At 55.3% G+C, this 23,611-nt stretch carries 24 protein-coding genes; 12 read left to right on the top strand and 12 right to left on the bottom strand.

Annotated features, from left to right (window positions below):
• Window positions 1-60: 60 nt before the first annotated feature.
• Window positions 61-2,874 carry an isoleucine--tRNA ligase gene (ileS, locus tag P0120_03755; GenBank protein MDF0673449.1) on the top strand — a complete coding sequence of 938 codons (2,814 nt, stop codon included), beginning with the start codon at window positions 61-63 and terminating at the stop codon, window positions 2,872-2,874.
• Window positions 2,871-3,404, top strand: coding sequence for a signal peptidase II (gene lspA / locus P0120_03750; GenBank protein ID MDF0673448.1), 534 nt, complete (start codon window positions 2,871-2,873; stop codon window positions 3,402-3,404). Before ileS ends, lspA begins: the two co-directional genes overlap by 4 nt.
• Before the next feature lie 94 nt (window positions 3,405-3,498).
• Here lspA and P0120_03745 read toward each other — a convergent pair whose 3' ends face one another.
• Together P0120_03745 and P0120_03740 are read right to left on the bottom strand one after the other, a co-directional pair.
• Entirely contained in the window at window positions 3,499-3,759 is a 261-nt protein-coding gene (locus P0120_03745) for a DUF2024 family protein (protein MDF0673447.1), read from the bottom strand.
• A gap of 12 nt (window positions 3,760-3,771) precedes the next feature.
• Window positions 3,772-4,647 (bottom strand): undecaprenyl-diphosphate phosphatase, encoded by an 876-nt coding sequence (locus tag P0120_03740; GenBank protein MDF0673446.1) that lies wholly within the window; start codon window positions 4,645-4,647, stop codon window positions 3,772-3,774.
• Between the two features lie 286 nt (window positions 4,648-4,933).
• Between P0120_03740 and P0120_03735 the strand changes: the two genes are divergently transcribed.
• Window positions 4,934-5,599: a hypothetical protein gene (locus tag P0120_03735; protein ID MDF0673445.1), complete on the top strand. Its 666-nt coding sequence runs from the start codon at window positions 4,934-4,936 to the stop codon at window positions 5,597-5,599.
• 151 nt (window positions 5,600-5,750) lie between these two features.
• Here P0120_03735 and P0120_03730 read toward each other — a convergent pair whose 3' ends face one another.
• From P0120_03730 to P0120_03715, 4 genes are read right to left on the bottom strand one after another with little or no spacing between them, the layout of a single operon-like run.
• Window positions 5,751-6,740 carry an amidohydrolase family protein gene (locus P0120_03730; GenBank protein ID MDF0673444.1) on the bottom strand — a complete coding sequence of 330 codons (990 nt, stop codon included), beginning with the start codon at window positions 6,738-6,740 and terminating at the stop codon, window positions 5,751-5,753.
• Window positions 6,741-6,745: 5 nt separating this feature from the next.
• Window positions 6,746-7,381, bottom strand: a complete 636-nt coding sequence (locus P0120_03725; GenBank protein ID MDF0673443.1) for a DUF2238 domain-containing protein — start codon at window positions 7,379-7,381, stop codon at window positions 6,746-6,748.
• 7 nt (window positions 7,382-7,388) lie between these two features.
• Window positions 7,389-10,829: an acyl-[ACP]--phospholipid O-acyltransferase gene (locus P0120_03720; protein MDF0673442.1), complete on the bottom strand. Its 3,441-nt coding sequence runs from the start codon at window positions 10,827-10,829 to the stop codon at window positions 7,389-7,391.
• On the bottom strand, window positions 10,826-12,685 hold the full coding sequence (locus P0120_03715) for a MutS family DNA mismatch repair protein (GenBank protein ID MDF0673441.1): 1,860 nt from the start codon (window positions 12,683-12,685) through the stop codon (window positions 10,826-10,828). Before P0120_03715 ends, P0120_03720 begins: the two co-directional genes overlap by 4 nt.
• A 92-nt stretch (window positions 12,686-12,777) precedes the next feature.
• Here P0120_03715 and P0120_03710 point away from each other — a divergent pair, with 92 nt between their 5' ends.
• From P0120_03710 to P0120_03685, 6 genes are all read left to right on the top strand, one after another.
• A complete protein-coding gene (locus P0120_03710) occupies window positions 12,778-13,659 on the top strand; it encodes a 50S ribosomal protein L11 methyltransferase (protein ID MDF0673440.1) in 882 nt (293 codons plus the stop codon).
• A gap of 89 nt (window positions 13,660-13,748) precedes the next feature.
• A complete protein-coding gene (locus P0120_03705) occupies window positions 13,749-14,141 on the top strand; it encodes an MOSC domain-containing protein (GenBank protein MDF0673439.1) in 393 nt (130 codons plus the stop codon).
• Between the two features lie 86 nt (window positions 14,142-14,227).
• Window positions 14,228-14,887, top strand: a complete 660-nt coding sequence (locus P0120_03700; GenBank protein MDF0673438.1) for a class I SAM-dependent methyltransferase — start codon at window positions 14,228-14,230, stop codon at window positions 14,885-14,887.
• 19 nt (window positions 14,888-14,906) lie between these two features.
• On the top strand, window positions 14,907-15,242 hold the full coding sequence (locus P0120_03695) for a hypothetical protein (GenBank protein MDF0673437.1): 336 nt from the start codon (window positions 14,907-14,909) through the stop codon (window positions 15,240-15,242).
• Window positions 15,243-15,285: 43 nt separating this feature from the next.
• The gene (locus tag P0120_03690; protein MDF0673436.1) at window positions 15,286-15,465 is read left to right on the top strand and encodes a hypothetical protein; all 180 of its coding nucleotides are present in this window, start codon (window positions 15,286-15,288) and stop codon (window positions 15,463-15,465) included.
• Window positions 15,466-15,501: 36 nt separating this feature from the next.
• Window positions 15,502-16,206: an FRG domain-containing protein gene (locus P0120_03685; protein ID MDF0673435.1), complete on the top strand. Its 705-nt coding sequence runs from the start codon at window positions 15,502-15,504 to the stop codon at window positions 16,204-16,206.
• A 330-nt stretch (window positions 16,207-16,536) separates the two neighbouring features.
• On the opposite strand, the gene P0120_03680 is transcribed toward P0120_03685, so the two are convergent.
• The 3 genes from P0120_03680 to P0120_03670 all read right to left on the bottom strand — a co-directional run bounded on the left by P0120_03680 (window position 16,537) and on the right by P0120_03670 (window position 17,691).
• The gene (locus P0120_03680; protein ID MDF0673434.1) at window positions 16,537-16,821 is read right to left on the bottom strand and encodes an XRE family transcriptional regulator; all 285 of its coding nucleotides are present in this window, start codon (window positions 16,819-16,821) and stop codon (window positions 16,537-16,539) included.
• 41 nt (window positions 16,822-16,862) lie between these two features.
• Window positions 16,863-17,189: a type II toxin-antitoxin system RelE/ParE family toxin gene (locus tag P0120_03675; GenBank protein ID MDF0673433.1), complete on the bottom strand. Its 327-nt coding sequence runs from the start codon at window positions 17,187-17,189 to the stop codon at window positions 16,863-16,865.
• 343 nt (window positions 17,190-17,532) lie between these two features.
• A complete protein-coding gene (locus P0120_03670) occupies window positions 17,533-17,691 on the bottom strand; it encodes a hypothetical protein (protein ID MDF0673432.1) in 159 nt (52 codons plus the stop codon).
• 146 nt (window positions 17,692-17,837) lie between these two features.
• Between P0120_03670 and P0120_03665 the strand changes: the two genes are divergently transcribed.
• On the top strand, window positions 17,838-18,137 hold the full coding sequence (locus P0120_03665; GenBank protein MDF0673431.1) for a BrnT family toxin: 300 nt from the start codon (window positions 17,838-17,840) through the stop codon (window positions 18,135-18,137).
• Window positions 18,138-18,140: 3 nt separating this feature from the next.
• The gene (locus P0120_03660) at window positions 18,141-18,359 is read left to right on the top strand and encodes a CopG family antitoxin (GenBank protein ID MDF0673430.1); all 219 of its coding nucleotides are present in this window, start codon (window positions 18,141-18,143) and stop codon (window positions 18,357-18,359) included.
• A 165-nt stretch (window positions 18,360-18,524) separates the two neighbouring features.
• Here P0120_03660 and P0120_03655 read toward each other — a convergent pair whose 3' ends face one another.
• From P0120_03655 to thiD, 3 genes are all read right to left on the bottom strand, one after another.
• Window positions 18,525-19,301, bottom strand: coding sequence for an alpha/beta fold hydrolase (locus tag P0120_03655; protein ID MDF0673429.1), 777 nt, complete (start codon window positions 19,299-19,301; stop codon window positions 18,525-18,527).
• Between the two features lie 61 nt (window positions 19,302-19,362).
• The gene (locus P0120_03650) at window positions 19,363-20,760 is read right to left on the bottom strand and encodes a hypothetical protein (protein MDF0673428.1); all 1,398 of its coding nucleotides are present in this window, start codon (window positions 20,758-20,760) and stop codon (window positions 19,363-19,365) included.
• Window positions 20,699-21,499, bottom strand: a complete 801-nt coding sequence (gene thiD / locus P0120_03645; protein MDF0673427.1) for a bifunctional hydroxymethylpyrimidine kinase/phosphomethylpyrimidine kinase — start codon at window positions 21,497-21,499, stop codon at window positions 20,699-20,701. The genes P0120_03650 and thiD overlap by 62 nt, the downstream gene beginning before the upstream one ends.
• Before the next feature lie 541 nt (window positions 21,500-22,040).
• Here thiD and P0120_03640 point away from each other — a divergent pair.
• Window positions 22,041-23,348, top strand: a complete 1,308-nt coding sequence (locus tag P0120_03640; protein ID MDF0673426.1) for a hypothetical protein — start codon at window positions 22,041-22,043, stop codon at window positions 23,346-23,348.
• The last annotated feature ends 263 nt before the right edge of the window (window positions 23,349-23,611 follow it).

Raw genomic sequence — 23,611 nt, 5'->3', positions numbered from 1 at the left:
CGGTATAGTCCATCGATTCCATATGATCATCCGGTGAATGCTCGAATCCCATAGAGTCTTATGGATTACAAATCAACACTCAACCTTCCGAAAACCGATTTCCCGATGAAGGCCAATCTGCCGCAACGCGAGCCTGAAATGCTGGCCTGGTGGGAGCAACAGAAGCTTTACGAGCAGATTCAAGCGATGGGGCATGGACGGCCTCTGTACGTGCTCCACGACGGCCCTCCATATGCCAATGGCCGCATTCACATCGGTCATGGGTTGAACTACGTCCTAAAGGACATCATCGTCAAGTCGAAGACGATGTCAGGGTATCAAACCCCTTTTGTGCCGGGTTGGGATTGTCACGGCCTGCCGATCGAGCACCAAGTGATGAAGGACCTCGGGGAGAAGAAAAGGGATCTGGATGCTCTCGCTATCCGCAAACTCTGCAAAGAATACGCGGAAAAACATGTCACTCTCCAGGGAGAAGAATTTAAGCGGCTGGGAGTGCTGGGTGACTGGCAGCAGCCCTATTTGACAATGACGCCGAGCTATGAAGCCACGATCATTCGTGAGTTTGGAAAATTCGTTGAGCGGGGCGGGGTCTACAAAGGGCTCAAGCCGGTCCTCTGGTGTACTCAAGATCAAACCGCGCTGGCAGAAGCTGAAGTCGAATATGATGATCATACATCCCCGTCGATTTATGTGAAATTCCCGATCGTCACCTCACCGTCGGTTCTGGGAAAGACCTTCCCTGGCATTTCTTTTCCGGAAGGAACGAAGCTGGTCTCCATTGTCATCTGGACGACCACACCCTGGACCCTTCCGGCGAATCAAGCGGTCTGTCTTCATCGCGAGATCAACTACGCATTCGTGCAGGTGGGAGATGAGCTTCTCGTTATGGCCGAGAAGTTGATCGAGGGCGTGGCCAAAGCTTGCAAGTTCGAAGACTATCGGGTGTTGGGGGTGAAGAAAGGTGGAGAGGGGTTCGAGGGGTTGGAGACGCAACGTCCGTTGTCTACCGGCCTGTCACCGATTCTGCTCGGTGACTTTGTGACTCTTGAGCAAGGAACCGGCTGCGTCCACATCGCCCCTGGACATGGCATGGAAGACTATCTCCTCGTGCTTGAGCACAACGCTAAGGCTTCATCCGGTGAACGACTCGAAATCCTGGCACCCGTCGACAGCGCTGGGCGGTTCACGCCGGTCGTGAAGGAGTTCGTCGGCCAACATGTCTTGAAGGCCAATCCGAAAATCGTGGACTACCTGCAGGCAAATGGTCGCCTGCTCGGGCATGGTTCGTTGAGCCATTCGTACCCCCATTGCTGGCGCTGCAAGAGTCCAGTGATCTTCCGGGCGACGGAGCAATGGTTTGTGTCGATGGAGATGAACGATCTGCGGAAAGAAGCCGTTGCCGAGATCGAACGGGTTCAATGGATTCCGAGCTATGGCCGCGATCGAATCAATGGCATGATCGAAAACAGGCCTGATTGGTGCCTCTCACGTCAGCGTGTGTGGGGCGTCCCGATTCCGGGGTTCACCTGTAAGACCTGTCGTCATGTGCTCGCCGATCCAGTCGTGATCGAATATATCGCGGTCTTAATGGAAGCGAAGGGGGCAGACCTCTGGTTTGAACGATCTGCCGGTGAGCTGTTGCCGGCTGGCACGAAGTGTCCGCAGTGTGGCGAAGATCAATTCGAGAAAGAGCAGGATATTCTCGATGTCTGGTTCGAATCGGGCGTGAGCTATGCCGCTGTGTTGAAGCCGAGGAAGTGGTGGCCAGCTGACTTGTATCTTGAAGGGTCCGATCAGCATCGCGGCTGGTTTCATAGTGCCTTGCTGGCAGGGATAGTCACAGACCGACGGGCACCCTACAAGACAGTAGTCACACATGGTTTCGTCGTTGACGATCATGGCAAGAAGATGTCGAAATCGGCCTGGAACGGCGTGGCACCCCATGAAATCATCAAGCAGCACGGGGCGGAAATCTTTCGGCTATGGGTCGCTGCCCAGAATTATCAAGACGATATACGCATCTCTACCACCATCATGGCGCAACTCATCGAAGCCTATCGGAAGATCCGTAACACCTGCCGGTTTCTCTTGAGTAATCTGTACGATTTCGATCCGGCAACCCATCGTGTCCCCTTTGAGAAACTGCCGGAATTGGACCGATGGGCATTGTTGCGTCTCGGGGAACTGATCACGAAAGTGCGGCAAGCCTATGAAGATTTTGAGTTTCATACGATCTTTCATGCATTGAACAACTTCTGCTCCGTCGATCTGAGCGCGGTCTATCTCGACATCCTAAAAGACCGGCTCTATACGTTCCGCAAGGATGCACACGAGCGTCGCAGCTCCCAGACCGTCCTGTACGACATCGTTGTGGCGATGGCGAAACTTATGGCCCCAGTGTTGAGCTTCACGGCGGAGGAGATCTGGCGAACATTAGCCGCGCAGGTACCTGGAGGGGTGGGAACGGCGAGTGTGCATCTCGCCTCGTTTCCTGAGGTCGATCCAGCTTGGCCCGATGCGAAGCTGGCCGAGCGGTGGGAGCGGCTGCTGAAATGTCGTACGCAGGTGCAGGGGGTGCTGGAAGAGAGCCGCCAGAGGAAGACGATCGGTTCTTCTTTGGAAGCTCATGTGCACATCGAAGCTAATGCCGATAATTTCCGATTTTTGAAGCCGTACGAACAAGACCTCAGCGCCCTGTTCATCGTCTCGAAAGTGATGTTAACGCAAAGTCCGGAAGGTGGAGAACCGCTTCGTGTGACGGTGTCGAAATCACAAGCGGGAAAGTGCGAACGTTGCTGGAACTATCGAGAAGCGGTCGGCAAGGATGCCGCCCATCCGACACTGTGCGATCGATGTGTGGAGGCAATCCGTTGAGTGCATCAGGCCTTCGCAATCTGGCCCTCGCATCAGTGACCGGTAGCATCATTTTTCTGGATCAGCTGACCAAACAACAGATCATGCAGACCATGCGGCTCCATGAATCGATCTCCATCATCCCCAATCTCTTCAGCTTGACCTATATTCGAAATCCGGGGGCGGCATTCGGTCTGCTGGCCGGGAGCAGCAACGCGTTTCGGATGGTCTTCTTCGGGTTGACGTCGATTTTTGCCCTTGGGCTGCTGGGTACGATCCTGTTACGGATGCCCGAACAGGATTGGATGGGGCGGGTCAGCGTTGCGGGAATTCTCGGCGGCGCAATCGGCAACCTCATCGATCGGCTGCGTTTTGGAGAAGTGATCGACTTTTTGGATGTCTATGTCGACAACTATCACTGGCCTGCGTTCAATGTCGCGGATTCTGCGATCACCGTCGGAGTGATCTTCCTGATCATTCACTTTGCCTTTGAGAAACGGACCGATCCTCCTCCTGCCTCGGAAACTTCTTCTGTCCCGTCAGACCAGTAGCATGATCCCGGTGCCATGAGTATGTATTCCTAAATAGTTCGTGTTGAACTTGCGCTCAACACGAACTATGTACCCCTCATTTACCCCTTCATGGTTAAGCCGGCATTCGGACGATAAATCCGCCAGTTTCCTTGGCTTGCTTCTGCTGCTCCGCAGAGAACATGAACAGCGGTTCGCTGTGACAGAATTGACATTCTTTCGTTGTCACCGCCGCAGTCGGCTCCCCGATGCTGACGAGGTATTCCTTGGCAAGTTTGAGGGCGGTGGCTTCGTCCGTCGTCATCACATCGAAGTGAATGCGACCGCTTTTACCGTTGACCCACGTATCATAGACATGAATCGTATCAGAAGACATGAACAACTCCTTTCAGCGGACGATCAACATCACCAACAGTCCGAGAATAATACGATAGTAGGCAAAGACGCGCAAGGTATGCCGTTGGACATAGGTCAAAAAGGCGGCGATGACGGCCCAGGCCACCAGGAATGAGACGAACATGCCGAGGCCGAGCGCCAGAAAATCCTGGTCTGTAAACGTCCCTCGTGCCTTCCACGTTTCGTAGACCGTGGCCGCGATGATGGTCGGGAGGGCGAGGAAAAACGAATATTCTGTGGCAACTTTTCGATCCAGCCCCGCGAGCAGACCTCCAATGATGGTTGAGCCGGATCGAGACATGCCGGGAATCAGGGAGGCGCATTGTGCAAGACCGATCCAGAATGCATGGACTGTCGACACCTGGTCCAGACTCATCGCATGGATGGTTCGTTTCCTGGCTTCAACAATGAGGATGATGATACCCCCGAGGATCGATGTTGCCGCCACTGTTTGGGGAGTGAACAAATACGACTTGATCCATCCATGAGCCGACAGGCCGAGTATGGCCGCCGGCAGGAAGGCGATTCCCAGTCCCAGCAAGAACCATAAGTTGGGATGACTGTGCATGGAGACCTTGATGCGGTCGGACCATGGGGCGGAAAGCTGGTTTGCCGAGGCAGCACGCACGGCCTTCTGCTCCTGCCAGGCTCCGGACAGCAATCGTCCAATTTTTTGCCGTTCAAAGACGATGACGGCCAGAATTGCACCCAACTGAATGGAGATTTCGGCGTTGGCAGCTACGTCTCCGGTGAAGCCGAGGGCATGGCCGACCAGAATAAGATGTCCGGTGGACGAGACAGGCAGAAACTCCGTCAGTCCTTCGACGACCCCGAGAATCACCGCGAGCGCTGGACCCCATTCGTTCATGCGTGCACCACTTGGAATAGTGAGAGGGAGGTTTCAATCCTCATGACCATGTTTGTTAGAATGTGAGCGATAATCACAGAGCGACCCTGATCCGTCAAGCGCCGGATGGTTTGCCGGCAGTCTGTGTCAGTGGCAAAGTCTCACATGAAAGCAATTATGTTGACAATGCCCGACTGTTGGCATACACACAAAGAAAGTATCCGGAAGGGCGACTGTAACAGCCGGTGGAAGCGGACATCCACATGAAGGATGGTCAAGCCCTGAAATTCGATGGAGGGAGGATCGCATGAGACGCGAGTGGACGGCGATAGTGTTGGTTGGAGCGGTGTTGACCACGGGTTGCGTATCCAACAAGAAATACCAGGAGGCGCTGACGGAAGCAGACAGCGTCAAGATGGAACTGGAGAAGACCCGTCAACAGAAAAACGCCATGGAACAACAGGTCCGAACCCTCAAAGAACTGAACGTGAAGTTCAGCAATGAGGCACAAGCGGCTCGCGATGAACTTCAGCGCATTGAGCATGCACGTGATGCGGAGCGAGGCACGATTGAAGGACGAACCAAGGAGCTCGAGGACAAAGTCAAAGCGTTGTCGGCGCAGAATAAGAATGTGCGACAGGAATATCAGGATGTAAAACGCCATAACGACACGCTGAAAGCATTGGTTGCCCGTTACCAAAAGGAGCTCAAGGATCGTTCCAACCCTCAAACAGCGATAGTGACCCCGAGCCAGGCTCCATCCGGAACCGCTCCGGCAGCTGCTTCGGCGACGATGAACATTAATAAGGTTTCAGCGAGCGATATGATCCTCTTTTTAGGCCTGAAGCAGGACGAAGCCGATCGGATCGTGAGCAATCGTCCGTATCGCGTGAAGGGTGAATTGGTGGCGAGAAACGTCGTTCCGAAAGAGACGTTCGACTTGATCAAGGATCGGATCTCAGTCAGTCCATAGATCATCTCGGTCAGATTCAGGGAGACATAAACGGCCGTTCTCCTATTGGGAGAACGGCCGTTTTGTTTGGATGGACAAACCGTACTCCAGCTTACCGATTTACCTAGGGGAACGATCCAGCGCAGAGCTGCCGTGGTTGATATCTGGGGCGTCAGCGGTATGAGGTCCGGCCTGAAACAAGTTCGCCGAAGGATCGAAAATTCAAATTCAGACCGGTACAGACCTCGACTTGTCGATCGAAGCGGTTCTTTGTACGAATCAAGTTCCACAACCTGCCAAGGCCCACGCGGCCCCAAGTTGCCAGGTGGAAGACGGACAATGGGTAGTCGGTTCCAAAGAGCAGACGGGAGTGGAGTTCAGGGTGATGCCTGAGATGCAACAGCATTTTCAACCGATGGGGTTGGGTGAGGGCGGAAATGTCGGCATAGAAGTTTGGATACTGCCGCGAGAACTCCCGTAACGTCGGCAGGAACTTCTCATAGAACATGAGACCATAACTGCAGGCATGAGCGGCGATGACGGTCGCTCCTTCTTCCAGTGCCAGGCGGAGCCGATCGGGATTTCCGAGGGATTGGTCTTTTCCGTACAGACTGAATTCGTAACCGACATGGCTCAAGAACGGTAATCTCCGTTGCGCCAGTGCACGATAGAACGCTCTATATTTCACGTCAGCCGGGTTGAAGTGCTGGGCGTTCGGCAACGCTTTGATCAAGACGGCGCCGGCATCGGCACAGCGATGGACTTCGTCGATGGCATCTTCGCGCTGGGGATTGATCGACGGACCGGCAAGGAATATGTCTGGATAGGCTCGGACAGTCGTGAAGACGTAATCGTTGCTGACAAGAAAGTCCGTGTGCTGCCGATCGAGCAGGCCGGCTTGGTCGTAAAACCCATCCATGCCGAGCAGCACTGCTTTCGAAACATGCCGTGAGGCGCGTAGCTCCGTCAGCAGATGTTCGAGATACTTCCGGTTGGTTTCGCGCGGGTGGGCCGGTGAGAGGTCGTGCTTCCACAGGAGAAAACGAAAGAGCGGACTTCGTAGGAGGTTCGGCGAGATGAAGCAGCCGTTGTCACCGTCAGGCAATGCCGCGAGATGGACATGACAGTCAATGAGTGATTTGCTGTACAGAGGAGATGTCATGGCATCTATGTGATCCTTGGTTTGGCAGAACCTAGCACGATGAGATGGCGGTCGTGCATTGGAGAAAGAGCCAATTGAGCAATCACTGATCCAAGGAATGCCAAAAACATGTCCCACTGCGTATCCCACTCATCGCCCTGCGTACCGAGGAAGGCAGTTGCTGCTTCGCCGGTTGAAAGTGCGATTCCCCATTCAAAGAGCTCATAGGAGGCGCTGAATGCGAGGCAGACCGAACAGACCAGGAAAAAGAGCCATTTCCCAGGTTGAAGCGGAGAGCGACGAAGAAGGATTTCTCTGGCCAGAATTGCTGGGACAAAGCCCTGCGCGAAATGGCCGATCCGGTCGTAGTGGTTGCGGGTGAAATGAAACAGGTCCTGCATCCAATGGCCGACCGGTGTCTGAGCGTAGGTGTAATGGGCACCCAGCAACAGAATGCAGGCATGAACAACGAGTAGGCGAGAGAGCAGGGGCGTCAATGGAAACGCGGCATGTGTGCTAATCACGAGAGGAATTCCGAGGAGCACCGGCAGTGCTTCGAGAAACCATGTAAATCGATCCGTTGGTCCGATGGCGGATGCAAGAAGGCCTCCGCCAACAAGACTCAGCAAAAGGTAGGATTCACGGTTTTCAATCTCGGCCATCAGGTGATCACGTGTTCGACCCTAATCGTTCCGTTGCAATACGCTTGACGCCCCGCAAATCGAGCTTACCGGTCCCGAGGACCGGCAACGCATCAACCTTGATGAACTGTTGCTTCCCCGGGATAAATAAATTTGGTAGGCCGCTCGCCGAGATCCTTTCCAGAACGTGAGGAATGCGGGATTCCTCCAACGTATGGAGGACTGCGAGACGCTCTCCCTTTTTCTCATCCGGTAAACCGGTCACGGCAAAGACTTGCGTATCGGTTTCAGCAGCCAGTTGCAGGGCTTCTTCGACTTTGCCGTGCGGGACCATCTCCCCACCGATTTTTGAGAAACGTGACAGCCGGTCGGTAATCGTCAAAAATCCGTCTTCATCCAGGGAGGCAATGTCACCGGTGATGTACCACCCGCCCCGCATGACCTGGACCGTGAGGTCTTCACGCTCCAGATAACCTTTCATCACGTTCGGTCCCTTCACAAGCAACATTCCCGGTGCGCCGGCCGGCAGCGGTGTGTAACTATCAGGATCGACAATCTGCACGGATACACCGGGGAGCGGTTGGCCGACGGTCCCACGGCGCGAGGCCGGTTGATAGTAGCCCGCTGCGCGATAGTCCTGGCAATTGACGGCAATGACAGGGGCGCATTCGGTGACTCCATAGCCTTCGATCGGGGCGACACCGAACTTGTCTTCGATCACTTGGGCGAGTCGAGCCGACAGCTTTTCCGCACCGGTGAGGATGATCCGCACTGAACTGAATTGTTCCGGCGTGCAGCGGCGCGAATAGAGCTGCAAGAACGTCGGGGTGATGACGACGAAGGTGATACGGTATCGTTGAACGAGTTCGCCGATCGCCGCCGCGTCGAGCGGCGAAGGGTAAAAAACCATGGTTCCGTTGTTGAACATCACGAACCAGAACACCATGTATCCGAATGAATGAAAGAACGGCAGGATACCGAGAACGCGTTCGTCTTGATAGAGATGGAGCAGCTGCGTAGCGCCCTGGCAATTGGCGTCAATGTTGAAGTGCGAGAGCATGACCCCTTTGGGCTCTCCGGTGCTGCCGCTGCTGAAGATGACTGTGGCCAGGCTGTCGGGAGTGAGCGGGGTCGTCTGACCACAGGCTCGTTCGATGACGCGACAGGGAGCGAACAGGGCCAGCAGCGAAGCCAACACTTTTTGGCTGAAATCGATCGTCTTGGCCACGGTCTCCAACCAGATCACCGACGGCCCATTCGGGAGTTCGAGTTTGGCTTTCTCGACGAAGGTATGACTCGTCACGATCGTGCGCAGCCCGGCAAGACGTACAGCGGTCTCCAAGCCAGATTTCCCGACCGTGTAGTTCAAGTTCACGATCGTCTTGCCGCAAAGCGGCGCTGCGACATTGACCAAGGCTGCGGCAACTGTCGGTGGTAGCAGAACACCGACGCGTTCTTGATCTTTCCAGTAGGGACGAAGCGTCCTGGCAAGGACGATCGATCCGATGAGAGCCTGCAAGGACGTGACGTGGGGGCGATTCTGGTCGGCTAAGGCCAGGCGGAACGGATAGCGACGCATCGATCGGATGAATTCGCGGTGGAGCGGTCGACGAGTCGCTTTCCTGAGTTGCCAGGCTGCTTCGCCGAGCTCTCGAATCTTCCCACGCAGCTCATGCGCCGAGGTATCCGTCGGCAGCGGTGCGCCGAACGAGACGGTAACGGGATACGGAAGTTGGTCCGGAACTTTCCACAGAAAGCGGCCGCGATTGAAGCTGAAGATGCTGCCCCAAACACGATCCAAGTAAATCGGAATGATAGGAGCCGTTCGTCCCTTGACGATACGTTCGAAGCCCCGGCGGAACGGTAAGAGCGTGCCGGTGCGAGTGATCTGACCCTCGGGGAAAATGCAGACGAGGTCTCCTTTGTCGAGAGCGGCGCCGGCTTCGCGGAGCGCCTTCAAAATAACACGCAAGCCTCCCTGAGAGGAAATGGGGATGACTCCGAGCACCTTCATGAAAGGTTTGAGGATGGGCTGTTCGGCATATTGCGAATCAACGACAAAGCGCACGGGGCGATCCAGACTGGCGATCAGCAGAAAACCGTCGATGAAGGAGACATGATTAGGAACGAGGAGTGCTCCACCGGATTGTGGAACATGAGACTGGCCGACGATGCGGAGGCGATAGAGTGTGATTGTGAGCATGACCAGCACCAGCCGAATAAACGTGTCAGGCAAGCACCAAAGCGCCCACCCGATGCCGCCCAGAGTCATGGCGGCCGCGGCCAAAAAAATGCCGGTCGTCGAGATACCGATATTGGCCAGAGAGCCACCCGCAAGTGATCCCAACAGGATACCGGTGAAGACACAGGTGTTGGAGAACGAAATGACGGCGCCGCGCCGATCGGACGGGGATTTCCATTGGAGGATGGCGTTCAACGGAACAAAGATGAATGAACTACAAATTCCCAGTACTCCCATCATGAGGAATGTTCCTGTCAACGGGGGTGCCAGGATGCCGAGCGACAGCAATGTCAGAAACACGCCGATGCCGCCTAACGGAATGAGTCCGTACTCGACCCGGTTCTGGGAGATTCGTCCAACGAGCATGGCGCCGATTCCGATGCCTACCGACAGAACGGTGAGTGGAAGGCCCGACATCGCGTCGGACAGATGCAAGACAGCTTTGGCATAGACGATGATGTTCTGTCCGAACAGGCTCGCAATCGTCCAGAACATGATTTCCATGGGAATGGCCATGCGCAACATCCGTTCGGATTGAATCGCCGCCCATGCGCCTTGGACTGTGGTTCCCACCCCTCCGGCAGCACGGGCGGGCGACACTCGTGGAATCCTAAAGGCGGTCGTGAGACCGACGACCGACAGTCCGGTCAATACGAGCGGAGCCAGCCAGGTGTGGTCTCCGGACATCTGTAATAGAAAACCTCCGGCAGCGGTACCGGTCAGAATGGCCGCAAAGGTCCACATCTCCAACAGACCGTTACCGACAGCGAGTCGCTCATGCGGGATCAATTCAGGAAGAATTCCGTACTTCGAGGGACTGAAGAGCGCGCTGTGCACGCCCATGCCGCATAAGACGATCAAGGGGAGCATGCCACCGGCGGGATTGAGCCAGAGCGCGCCGGTGCCGGCGGACATGAGACATACCTCAACAATTTTGATGGCGATGATGACCGTCCGCTTGCTCACGCGATCGGCCAATGTGCCTCCGACAAGAGAGAGGAACACCAACGGCAGGGTAAAAATGACAAATGCCATCGCGGTCTGGGTCTGGGCCACTGTCTCCAGTTGGGGGCCCGATGCCATACCTGCCGTGGCTTGCCGAATGGCGAGTAAGGCGACCATCAGTTTCCACGCGTTATCATTGAATGCGCCGCAGAATTGGGCGATCAAGAGACCGCGAAGGGGATGCGACAGAGGTTGAGTTTCAGAACCGGCCGAGGTGGTCATCCGTGAGGGTTATTGTGCCTGATTTGGGGGGCCGGGGAAATAGGCAACCCTTCCAGTTCCATGATTCTCAGCGCATTGGTCGTGGGGCAAGGGCCAGGTCTGAGCCTGTAGTCGAATTCCAGGGCGCCGGCCGAGACGGTTTCTTGAAAGTGCGCGTTGGCCAAACCCGGTATTGCTGATTCCAGATCCGCCAATTCCAAATCATGGGTACTCACGAGGCCGAAGCCGTGTCCTTGCGACAGTGCGGTAATATAGGCACGGCTGCCGATGAGCCGTTCCCGGTTATTGGTTCCCTTGAAGATTTCATCGATGAGGAACAGTACGGGTGGCAAGGTGCGTTCCTTGGTTGCATCGAGGATTGTTTTCAGCCGTTTCACCTCGGCATAAAAGAACGACAGACCGGCATCGAGGGAGTCATCGACGCGGATGCAACAGGCCAGCCTGCTCCAGGTCCATTCAAATGAATCGGCGCAGACAGGGGCGCCGGCTTGCGCTAGGCAGAGATTGATACCGATCGTCCGTAGGAAGGTGCTCTTGCCGGACATGTTGGAGCCGGTAATCAGGTGAATGGAGCCGAGTCCCTTCAGATGAACGTCGTTGGTTATACGGGTCTTGGCCGGCAGTAACGGATGGCCAAGTCGGTCGGCGTTGAGAGCAGGAGGGATGCCGTTTTGTTCGCCGGCTGCGATGAAGGGAGTTGGCCATGTGTAATGGGGATGGAGATAGGCAAAGGTAGCCAGGGCCGATGCCGCTTCGATTTCGGCCAAACAATCAAGCCAGCGAGGGAGGGCAGTTTTGATTTCGTGCTGGATCTGAATCAGTCGTCGAGTGAACCACAGATCCCATGGGCACAGCGCGTTGACGGCCAGATGGACGAGGGGATGGGCCTTGATGCTGATCGCATGGAGTGTACGTGCAGCACGGTTGAGATGCAGCGTAGGACTGACTGCATCGATCAGGTTCGTCCAGACTGAAGCGAGTGCCGTGTCTCGTCGTCTTGCATGCCGCTCAATGTAACCGAGAACCGTGGCAAGCCTCTCAGTTTCATGGTGGAGTCCGACGGCATGCTCCAGCAATTCTTCCCCTTGATCAGTCATGAAGTAAATCAATACATAGGCCGCGAACGAAAACATCCAATAACCGGGAAGCAGGCCGAGCATCGAAGCTGAGGCAAGGCCTATCGTGGCAAGAGCAAGGACGCTCTGAACGGCAAGTATGGCGTCTAAGCGAGGCAAGCCGATCGGATGTTCCAGCACGGCGGCCAACCGCCTACCGTTGATTTCTTGGTCTCCCGTCAGCTCGGCTTCGAGCGCAAGCCGGTCGCGAAATAAGGAACGAGGCGCCAGTTCTTTCACCAACGACTGCCGTGTGTCCCAATGCGAGGGGGAAGGGGGGTGCTCCAGCAGCCAGCTCTGCAAACGCTCGCGACCATGGTCCGACACGGTGGTGTCGAGGAGATGTGTTAGGGAATGTGCGCCGAAGAGATCCAGATCAGCGGCATATGGATGAGACCTCGGACCTTCACCGGGTCTTGGAGCAATCGCGGCCCAATCCAACGCCATTCGAGCCAGATGACCCAGCTTGACCTGCTTCCATTGGCGGAGCCGGTGAATCCTGGTTTCCACCCTGTTATGATACGCGGCCACGGTGACGAAAATGGTAAGGAATGCTCCAAGGGCCAGGTTGCCGCTGTGATACCAGTCGAGCTTATAGAGGGTCACGGTGCCGACGAGGCCGGTGAGGAAAATAGCCAGCCGCCATCGTGTGAAGGTTGCGCTGGTCTTCGTTCCTTGAGCAATGAGGCGGTCGGTGCGTCGGATAACCGCCTCGATCTGGGCGATGCGTGAGCTTGCCATATCCGGCGACCTTACTGGGAACAGATGGTGAACGTCAAATCAGGCTGCATCTCCGGCATGGCACGATGGAAGTAGCCAATCACGAGTGAGTAATGATGATGCCGCATGACTGGGTGGATGTGTGTATTCGCGGTTCTCTGGATGCGGGGGAATTGCTGAGTCGGCTTGATGATCCGACGGTCCAGGGAGCCTGGGAAGATGTGGACGAGGTTCATCTCTATTGGGCGCAAGACCACTGGAACGGAGAGCGGTTAGCTTCGGTGCGTGAGGCCGTTTCAAATCTGGCGACAGCGAGCAGCGAGCATTCTCTTTTCGTGACACGGATGGCGGTTCAAGACTGGAACGATGCGTGGGCACGCTCCGTGAAACCGCTTCGAATCGGTCGCCTGGTCATTCGTCCGAGTTGGGAACCGGTCGTGCTAGGGCCAAAGGATGTCGAGATCGTGCTCGATCCCAAGCAGGCGTTCGGCACCGGCCACCATGCGACCACTCGCATGTTGCTCAGCTGGTTGCAAAACGACATTCACGGCGGAGAACAGGTTTTAGATGTGGGGACGGGCAGCGCAATCTTGGCCATAACAGCGGTAAAACTAGGTGCGGCATCAGCCATTGGCGTCGAAATTGATTCTGTTGCCGTAGATTGTGCGAGAGAGGCTGTCGTGCTGAATGGATTGAAGGAGCGGATTGAAATCCTGTGCGGGACGTTGAAGGATCTGGCACAGAGAGGTTCGTTTGCCGCCGATCTCGTGCTGGCCAATCTTGATCGGCAAACCATTTTAGCTCTCGCGAAGGATTTAGCCAGCCGTGCATGCTCCGGGGCGCGTCTACTGCTCTCCGGTATTCTCATCGAGCAAGAAGCGGAGATCACCGAACAGTTGTCCAATCTAGGCCTTGTCTGCGTCGGCCGACGTGAGGAAGAAGGTTGGGTGGCGATGAAACTCCTCAAGCCGGAATCCTGCGACGGCACGGACTGATGATGTCCACCAGGCCATCTTACCCACATGTCCATCAGATCAACGTTTCTGATGGCGGAGTCCCGAAACTTCCTGTCTGGGAAGCGAAGGTGAGTGAACGGGGGTTGGATGGCGATCGGCAGCGGAACCTCAGGTTCCATGGTGGACCTGACCGTGCGGTCTGTTTGTATTCGCTTGAGCTCATCGAGCAACTTCAAGATGAAGGTCACCCCATCGATGCAGGGTCGTCGGGTGAAAACCTGACTTTGTCCGGCATGGACTGGGACCTGGTCCGGCCAGGCGTACGGTTGACCATCGGCCCAGATATTCAAGTCGAGGTGACGAGCTACACGACGCCCTGCAGTCACAATGGCCGCTGGTTTCTGGACGAGGACTTCTCGCGCATTTCGCAGAAGTTAAACCCAGGCTGGAGTCGGGTTTATGCGAAAGTATTGCGCGGCGGTGTGGTGCGGCCGGGAGATGCAGTGGAGATAGGGAGCTAATGGCGTATAGCGTATGGCACAGGCGATTCCTTCGTCACTCTTGTTTCTGCAACAAGCCATCGGCCATACGCTCTTGGAGCTAACCAATGGATCGAATATTAGAACCGGAACTCATGGACGATCAGAAGCAGGCCGAGGCCTACGCGCGTGCCGACTTCTCGGAGGAGAATCAAGGATTCGTCGATCGTTTTAAAGAATACTTCCCGGAGTTTTCGCAGGGTCGGGTGCTGGATCTGGGCTGTGGGCCAGCCGATATTCCGATTCGATTCGCCAAACTCTATCCAGCCTGCCAGGTCATCGGCATCGATGCCTCAGCCCCGATGATTCAGTTAGGAGAGCAAGCGGTAAAGCAAACGGGATTGACGGATCGCATTACGCTGCGCTGCGAACGGTATGAAGAGGTCGCCGGTGCAAGAATCGTTGATGCCGTCATTTCCAACAGCCTGCTCCATCATCTGTCGAATCCGTTGCAGTTTTGGCAGAAGATTCGCCAGCTAGTGAAGCCTGGTGCGCCGGTACTCGTGATGGATCTACTCCGTCCCGAATCGCCGGAAGAGGCACAGGCCATCGTTGACCAGTATGCTGCTAACGAGCCGGACATTCTACGCCGTGACTTCTACAATTCCCTGCTCGCCGCTTTTACGGAGGATGAAATCGGTTCGCAGCTCGCCAGAATGAATCTCACGAGATTGTTGATCGACATTCCGGACGACCGGCATTGGGTGATCGGGGGGATCATTTATTGAGAGGAGAACACGAGAAAATATGTGGCCCTGTACAATCCGTTTTGGTAAGCCCCTGGCCCTGCTGGCTTTACTGATTCTGAGTGTCTCAGTCCAACTTGGGTGCGAGAACCCCGAGACGATCCTCCTGATCGAAACGCCGACGGAGGTTCACAGCATAGACCAGATACCTTCTTCTGACTCTCAGCGCGCGAGTTTTCAACCAGGTAAAGTCATCACGATTCTGAAGGCAGATGAGAAAATAAAAGCTGTCGGCGTCTATCACGGCCAGGATCATGACGGCTTCAAGGTCAAGCTTGCCGACGGCACCGAGGGACTCATCATCGCCGGCGATACATTCAAGGTTGTGTCCCGGTGAGATATGTAAAGCAGTAGATGAGATCGGCTCACAGCTGGTTCGCATGAATCTCACACGATTATTGATCGACATTTCGGATGGCCGACACTGGGTGATGGGCGGGACATTTATCGAGAGGGATATGGAAAACTGGATGCATAAGCCATTACCACACAAGGCGTTGCATGCGACATCGCTCACCCTGCGATCTCGCGGTTCTCTCGCCTCGCTCGGCGACGTGTGAACGTCGGCGCTATGCGCTTGGGTAGCGATTTCCCTTATGGACACGTATACGATATCCAGCTGGGCAGAGCTTTCCGATCTCGCTCAGCAGTTTTCGACACGGAACCGGGTTTTCCGTGGTGTCGAAGATGAAAGCTATGACCTTATCCCCAAGATTGGCCGGTGCGGTACTCGCAAGAAGCTAGATGGAACCGATTTGGTATATTCGCCTGATGCCGAAGGCAAGTGCATCGCGCGGTTCAAGCGCGAAGCTCGTCCTCATCTGATGCTAGAGCCACGCTCCGAACTGGAGTGGCTGTGCATTGCGCAGCATCATGGATTGCCCACCCGGTTACTTGACTGGTCTGCTAGCCCGCTGGTCGCCGCATTTTTCGCGGTCAAGCCAACGGGGATAGTTCGAGGGGAGCGGAAAGACCCCGCGATCTATGCCCTGCCTCCCCCGTCCGTCGTTGAGTCAGACTTGGAACTGTCGTCCTCTACCGAAGAGGTTGTTGCCTACTTTCCGCATCACGTTACGGCACGAGTCACGGCTCAAAGAGGTTTGTTTACCTGGCATCGCACCCCCGATGGTCCATACCAACCGAAGGCGCTCAGTAAATGGGTTATTCCAAGTCGCTTGTGCCTTGGTCTGAAGCTTTCATTGAATAAAGCCGGGATCAACCAGGCGTCGATGTTCCCTGATGTGGATGGGATAGCTGGATACGTAGAATGGCTATACAAGTGGGATCTGTTCGATCACTAGCATGCATAACTGGCGTGCAGCGGAGAACTGGCCTGGGGCCACGTCTTGTTCTGTGCATGCCAGTTTCGAATGCAAGTGGGGCCACATCTTGATTTGTACATGCAGCTGAGCAGTGCCTCGGGCAACACTAGGCAGCGATTTTCTTGATTCGCATTTCGGTACGGTGGTCCATTGCGGCAAGTATTCGAATCAACACGTCGGTTGAAACGCCCTGCGTATTCCCATTTGCGATGGCCGTCACTCTGGTTCTCGATGTACCGGAAAGTTTAGCGATGTCCGTGTGGGTGAGCTGTCCGGATTGAATGATCTTAGCAAGCAATGTGGTATTTCCTAGGCTGCAGCCCGGATTCTTACCTTGAGCCGCACCTCAGCCCCCAAGCGGGCTAAGAGATCGATCAGTGCGTCCGTACTGAAGAGGTCGATTCGTCCCCGAAGGAGATCGCTCACGCGAGGCTGCGTCACACCGAGGATCTTGGCCGCGGCCTTCTGCTTGAGACGTCGGGAGGCGATGAGCTTTTGCACTTGGATCATGAGGTCCGCGCGGACCAACAGATGTTCGGCTTCTTCGCGCCGAAAGCCGATATCCCGGAAAACATTGCCGCTGGATTTGGTCATCTTGAGTCTCATGGCCATTCTTTCCCTGTGTCCATCACCACTCAACGTTGGGTGAGGAGGGCTTGATAACGTTGTTTTGAGACGAGGACATCATGCTGCGATGTTTTTCTGGTTCGTTTTGAGAACGCGTGGAGCACATAGATGGCCTCGGCAAACTTTGCCACGTAGCAGACACGGTGTTCCACTGCCGTATGCACTCTGATTTCATAGACGCCTGAACCAATCGAAGGCATCGGCTTGAAGTCAGCCGGGTCCAGGCCTTGTTGCACCTGCCGGAGTTGAAAACCGGCTGACCGCCTGGCATCTTGAGGGAACGTCTGAAGGTCACGGTGCGATGATCCCAGCCACACGATCGGCTTTTGGCTCACGTGAAATAATATGCGAGTTTTAGTATATTCTTGTCAAGGGCATCAAGAAGGTGAGCCTGGTTTTCTACGGCGAGTGAGACCGCACTGTCGCTTCCTTGCGGTGCTCTCATGGCAATACTGGATACCTTAAACAGAACCGGGCGTACGTCGTGTTTTATGCATGCCAGCCTACTTGCAGATTGTGGAGAACTACTCGCGGGCAAGGGAAGTGCCTTAGTTGCCAGATCCAATTGAAGGATAGGGGCTAAATCTGTCCTGTACCTGCACTAGGCAAGGCTAGGGTCCATGGCAAGATCGCTGCGTGTCGAATTTCCAGTATTGTTCATCACGACACTGCCTGGGGCTACTGCAGCCCATCCGGCGGGGTGTTGAGGAGCTTGGTAAATCGGTTCTTGTCGATGGCTTTCTCATACGCCTCTTCAGGTGAGATCCATTTCTTTCTCAGTAGATCCTGGATCGCGTCATCCAAGGTCTGCATGCCGACGTTCTTCCCTGTCTGCATGAGCGAGGCGATCTGAAACGTTTTGGCGTCCCGGATAAGATTGCTAGAGGCTGGGGTACAGACGAAATGCCTAGCGCAACAAGGGGCTCTTCATCCTTCCGCTCCTGCTTCACCGAATAGTCCCCATTGCCGATGACGTTAAGCTTATGTACACTGTACACATGCATGAGCTGCGCTTTGAATGGGATGAAGCCAAGAATCGGAGCAATAGCAGAAAGCACGGCGTTTCATTTGAAGAGGCGCAGACGGTGTTTCTTGATGATCATGCTATCAGATTCTATGATCCCGACCACTCAGACGACGAAGATCGCTTTCTCATGCTGGGGATCAGCTTCAAGCTGCGCGCTCTGATCGTCTGTCATTGCTACAGGGAAAGTGATCGAGTCATCCGGATCATCTCGGCACGGAAAGCTACTCGAAGCGAAACTAGACATTATGAGAGGTGACACATGAGAGCTCAATATGACTTTTCGAAGATGAAGGGAGTTCGGAATCCCTATCGGAAATTACTCAAGAAGCCCATTACGATTCGATTGGATAGCACAACGATCTCGTATTTTAAGGGGCTGGCTGATGAGCTTGGTATGCCGTACCAGCGTCTCATCAACCTGTACTTGAGAGACTGCGCCATCAACCAGAAAAAGTTGGCGCTCAAGTGGGCCTCCTGAGGTTTGCTCGGGTTCAGGCCACATCTCTCGGACATACCGGAAGAGAGTGTGTTGGGATTTTACTGTCAGCGATGGTGGAGATTGCGTCGGTGGAGGTGTTGATTTGACGTGGGGAGGAAACTTGACAATACTGCGTCGAACCATTATTCGCTTTCAACCGGCTGATTATGACTGAGCGGCCGACAGGTGCCGTATCAGCCAATCGCCAATGGTTTGGGTCATCCGTAGGAAATCCGGACCCTTCGTGAACTGATGGTCGGCTCCTGGTAGCATTTCAAGGTGTTTCTTGACTCGGAGTGCGTCACAAAGCTGACGGCTTTGATGAAGCGGAACATGCTCGTCCTTGTCGCCTTGCACAATGATGGTCGGAGCCGTGATCGATTGCGCGGGGACGTAGGCGATTTGCCGAAGCGCATCTTCATAAAAGGCATAGTGCAGCGGGATTCGATCGGGGCCGCCCATGATGTTTGGAATCGTGTCGGTTGCCTTCCATTGAGCCATTCCATCATCTCCGAATTCGAGCCGAAGCTCCTCGGCGAAGTCGACGACGGGACATTTCAGGGCGAGGCAGGCCAAGTCCGTCCGTTGCGAAGCGGTCAAAATCGAGACCAGACCACCGAAACTTGATCCCATCAGGCCGATGTGTCGATACCCGCGATCTCTCATGAGATCGACTGCTCTCTTGGCCTGTTCAACGGCCAAGCTGACGGTAATCCGATCGAACGGACCCTCGCTTTCTCCCTGTCCGAAGAAATCGAAGCGGAACGTGGCGATGCCTCGGCCGACCAACATGCGGGTCAGCGCATTGTTCGTCGAGCTGGTCTTCGATGAAAGAAATCCGTGACACAGGATGGAGACTTTGTCCGTTCCTCCGTTGGGGATGGTCAAGATGGCGGCTACCCGATGGCCGTGAGGATCGGGAAATGAGAACCGTTCTTCCACGGACGGGATTGTATCAGAATCGGTGTCTGAGGTCAGGAAGAGGGACAGCCCAGTCAGACGTTCAGGCGGTGAGCTTGAGTTCGTCGGTGGAGATCTGTCCTGTCCGAAGCTGGACCGGCTTCCTGGCGATAATCGAGGTGAGCCTGACCGAAAAGATGACCAAGCCGGTCGTCAAGAGGGTTAGGCTGATCCAGCTTGCAACCAGGATGTAGAGGGATGTCAACGGCACATTCCAGCTCAGTGTCGCCAAGATGCCGAGTCCCATGGTTCCTAGGTTGAGGGTGACGATTTGAACGCTACTCCATCGGTTCATCATGGTCGTGAGTTGGTCAAGATAGGGCCCTCGCTTCTTATGACTTGAAGTGCGATCGGTCGCAAGGGTGATTGGAATCAGGTAAGAGAACGCGCCCATGATGGCGTTCATGATGAAGCCGACGAATACCATGTGCGTGTAGGCCACAAGGTGGAGTTTGCCATAGGGTAGCACTGGTGGACTGGAGAGGTTATTTGCTCCGACAAGTATGCCTAGAATGACGGTAAAGATGAGAAAGAAAGCGCTGACGAAGAGATGGTCCGAGGCGGCGCTGCCGGTATGAGTTGAGAAGAGCCACGTTCGAAACAGGCTGCCGGTCCAGAGGATCCCACCCATGAAAAATATGGCGCCGCCGGCCAGCTCAATCGGGACGGATGAGTTCAAGAATCCACCGATTAAGAGGGCCATGCCTATCGGCATCACGATCGTTCCTGCTTGGGCAAGCTTGGGGCTCAAGCGCGGACGGTTCCAAACCGTCGGCAGGAGATGCTGCACCATCCCGACGATGGCCAAGACCACAAAGCCGAGCACCACCAGATGAATGTGCGCGAGCCGCACATAGCCATGGGATTCCTGAACGAAACCGAGTGCCATGATTTCTCCGAAGGCCGACCCGGCGACAAGGCAGAAGAGGGAAAGCGCGTAGTACCAAGATTCTTTGAATGAGAACTTCCAAGTCCTACTCGCACGGATCCAAACGGTGTAGATGACGGAAAGAAACGCGGCAATCACCACGAAGCCGCCCACACCCACGACCAGGTACTGATGCAACCAGAACCCCACGAGCATTGCAATCAGGCCGCCGTTCATTGCCCAGAATGTGAGAGGATGTGAGTCTGCTTCCTTTCGGTTTGCCGAATTCGGCGAAGGGATGAGCAAGAGAAATCCGCCGAGAATGATCTGCGTTATACCGCCGACCAGGACTGCATGGACATGGAGCGCCCTGACCCATGACGGCAAAGGGGTCCCGTGGACCAGCCCGATCAGGGTCGCCATGCCGACAATCGAAGCCAGCACCAGCCAGCTGAAACCCGTGATGCAAAACACGAGAGGGGGAATAGTTCGTGTGAACATTGGCCTGTTGTTATCGCTCCAGGAAATAAAAATGATCTGTCGGGCCTTGTCCATGGCCGATGGCCAATCCATGCCGGATCGCTTCCGTCACGTAGGATTTGGCGGCTTGCGCGGAATCCAAAACGGATCGCCCTCGTGCAAGATGAGCCGCCAATGCTGAGGCGAACGTACAGCCGGTGCCATGAGTATGGCGGGTCTCGATGAACTCTCCCTTCAAGACGTTGAAAAATCGTCCGTCATAGAGCAGATCGGTCGCCCGCTCATTGAGCAGATGTCCGCCTTTGATCAGGACATGCCTGCATCCGAAGCCATGAATCACTTTGGCTGCTCGTCGAGCGTCGGCCAACGAGGCGATTTCAATCCCTGAAAGCTGTTGGGCCTCATGCACGTTCGGCGTCACGACCAAGGCAAGCGGGAGCAACTTCGTCTTGACGGCCTCGATGGCGTCCGGCCGCAAGAGGGAATGACCGCTCTTGGAGATCATCACGGGGTCCACAACCAGATTCACGACATTTTGAGGTTTCAACATCTTCACGATCACCTCGACGATGGCTGCCGAGGACAGCATTCCGGTCTTCACCGCCGCAACGTCGAAATCGTCGAAGACTGCATCGAGTTGCGACGCAATGATGGCCGGAGGTAATTCGAAGACATCCGTCACTTCCTCGGTGTTCTGAGCCGTGATGGCCGTGATGACGGACATGGCGAAGACACCGTTGGCGGACATGGCTTTGATGTCCGCCTGGATACCTGCGCCTCCGCCTGAATCCGAGCCGGCAATTGTGAGCACCTGTTTCAACGTATTCGACATGAATGATCCTTTACTGAGTTGTCTGCGCAGGTTCAGGCGCTGCCAGAAGTCCGATCGTACGTACGAACTGAATGCCATTATACTCAGTGAAGGTCTGCTGTCTAGCGGGCCGTAAATAAATGGTGCGGCGAAGAAGGCGATTGAAGTGGGGTGGGACGGCGTCGATCTGGTGTGGTTGAACAGAAGACGCGGTGAACGGTTTGGACGGTGGTAGTTTACGGTGTACGAGCGTTACCGGACGCGCCCCACTATGGGACAAGCGACTACCTGCCTTCCGTAATGACGAATTACACACTGGCCACTGACCCGTTTGACCCGTTGCTTGCACGCCACAGCGTTCAGCTCTGAAACCGGTACTTTGTTTGGTTTATCGCTTACTTCGTGGTTGTTCTCTAGTTTCCTGCCGACTGATTGAGGCTACTATTTTAGTTGCTGCCCCTGTGAGTAAGCCTTAGGTGGGGTTTGACAAGGGCGCTTGCTAGTGGAGTACACTGCCACCCCTATAGCCCCCCATTCACTCCTACTGTCCAAGGAGGACTCAATGCAGAACAGCTTCTGGGTGAAGATGCTCAGCGCAGCAAGTCTGTTTCTCTTGTGCGTCACGAGTTGGGTCGGTGCCGAAGAACCGGCGGGTGCCGTCAATGAGGCACGCTTGGTCGCACAATACAATTACTCGATTCACATCCTGGCCATGTTGTTGGTCGGCTTCGGATTTCTCATGGTGTTCGTCCGACGGTATGGCTTCGGGGCAACGACCGGTACCTATCTCCTCGTCGCAACCGGATTGCCCCTCTACATATTTTTGCGCGCCAACGGGATGGTGGGGCATGCGATACAGGCCCATTCGGTCGAGACGCTGATGCTGGCCGAATTTTCGGTGGCGACGGCGCTGATCGCGATGGGAGCGGTGCTCGGGAGATTACGCGTGTTTCAATACGCGTTACTCACGCTGGTATTAATACCACTCTATGCGCTGAACGAATACTTGGTGTTGGACAATGGCTCGGGGCTCACGAAAGGGTTTCAGGACTCGGCAGGTTCGATCATCATCCATGCGTTCGGGGCTTATTTCGGATTGGCCGCGTCGCTGGTTCTGACGACTGCGGAGCAACGTAGTCAACCGATCGAATCCGATCCGACGTCTGATCGGTTCGCGATGCTCGGTTCCATGGTCCTGTGGCTGTTTTGGCCGAGTTTTGCCACCGCGATTGTGCCGTTCGAGCAAATGCCCCAAACCATCGTGAATACGGTTCTTGCTCTCAGCGGGGCCACGCTTGCCACCTATTTTCTCAGCACACATTTTCATCATGGAAAAACCTCGATGGTGGATATGGCCAATGCGGCGTTGGCGGGTGGGGTCTCCATCGGCTCGACCTGTAATCTCGTGAGTCCCACTGGTGCGTTTGGTATCGGATTGCTTGCCGGTGCGCTCTCGGTGATCGGGTTCGTCTTTATTCAGCCCATCCTGGAATCGAAAATCAAACTGATCGATACCTGTGGCGTGCACAATCTGCATGGGATGCCGGGGCTCCTAGGCGGACTCACTGCGATCGTCGTCGTTCCGAGTGTTGTCGGCGTCCAACTCGTGGGCATTGCGATGACGCTTGTCATTGCCGTTGTCGGTGGGGTGATTGCCGGCATGGTGATCAGAGCCACAGGCACGACAGAACTGGCGTATGAAGACAGCCATGAGTTTTCCCATGTGCCGGGGCCTGAGAGTGAACGCAAGGTTGAGGAGCTCGCGTTAGGCGCAAAGGCGGATATCGAAGCCTTGCAAAAGGAACTGCTTGCCCGCACAGGGATGCACATTCCGCCTTCCGCGCGAGAGGAGCCGAGACCGATCGCATGACGTACCCGCTCGGCCTGGTCGGCGTGCGGGGAGCGCCCGTTAGCCGGAGTCACGCAATGATAGCCTCCGTGACCTTCGGAAGCTTCCGTAACGGCCAGGCCGGCCTCGGCCTCAACGCAGTTCAACGCGCTGCGCTGTCTGGCGTTCTGCGGTAACCCAATGTCGTGCCCCCGGAAATGCTAGGGATACCTCTAGTCGGATTCTTCGGAAGCGGCTGCCATAATTGATAGAGGTGTTTGAAGTTTAGACCTACCATTAGAACG

Origin of the sequence: Nitrospira sp., assembly GCA_029194675.1 — a bacterium.
Lineage (GTDB): Bacteria > Nitrospirota > Nitrospiria > Nitrospirales > Nitrospiraceae > Nitrospira_D.
Note: the sequence above shows the minus strand (reverse complement) of the source record. Positions and strands in the feature narration are given on the sequence as shown.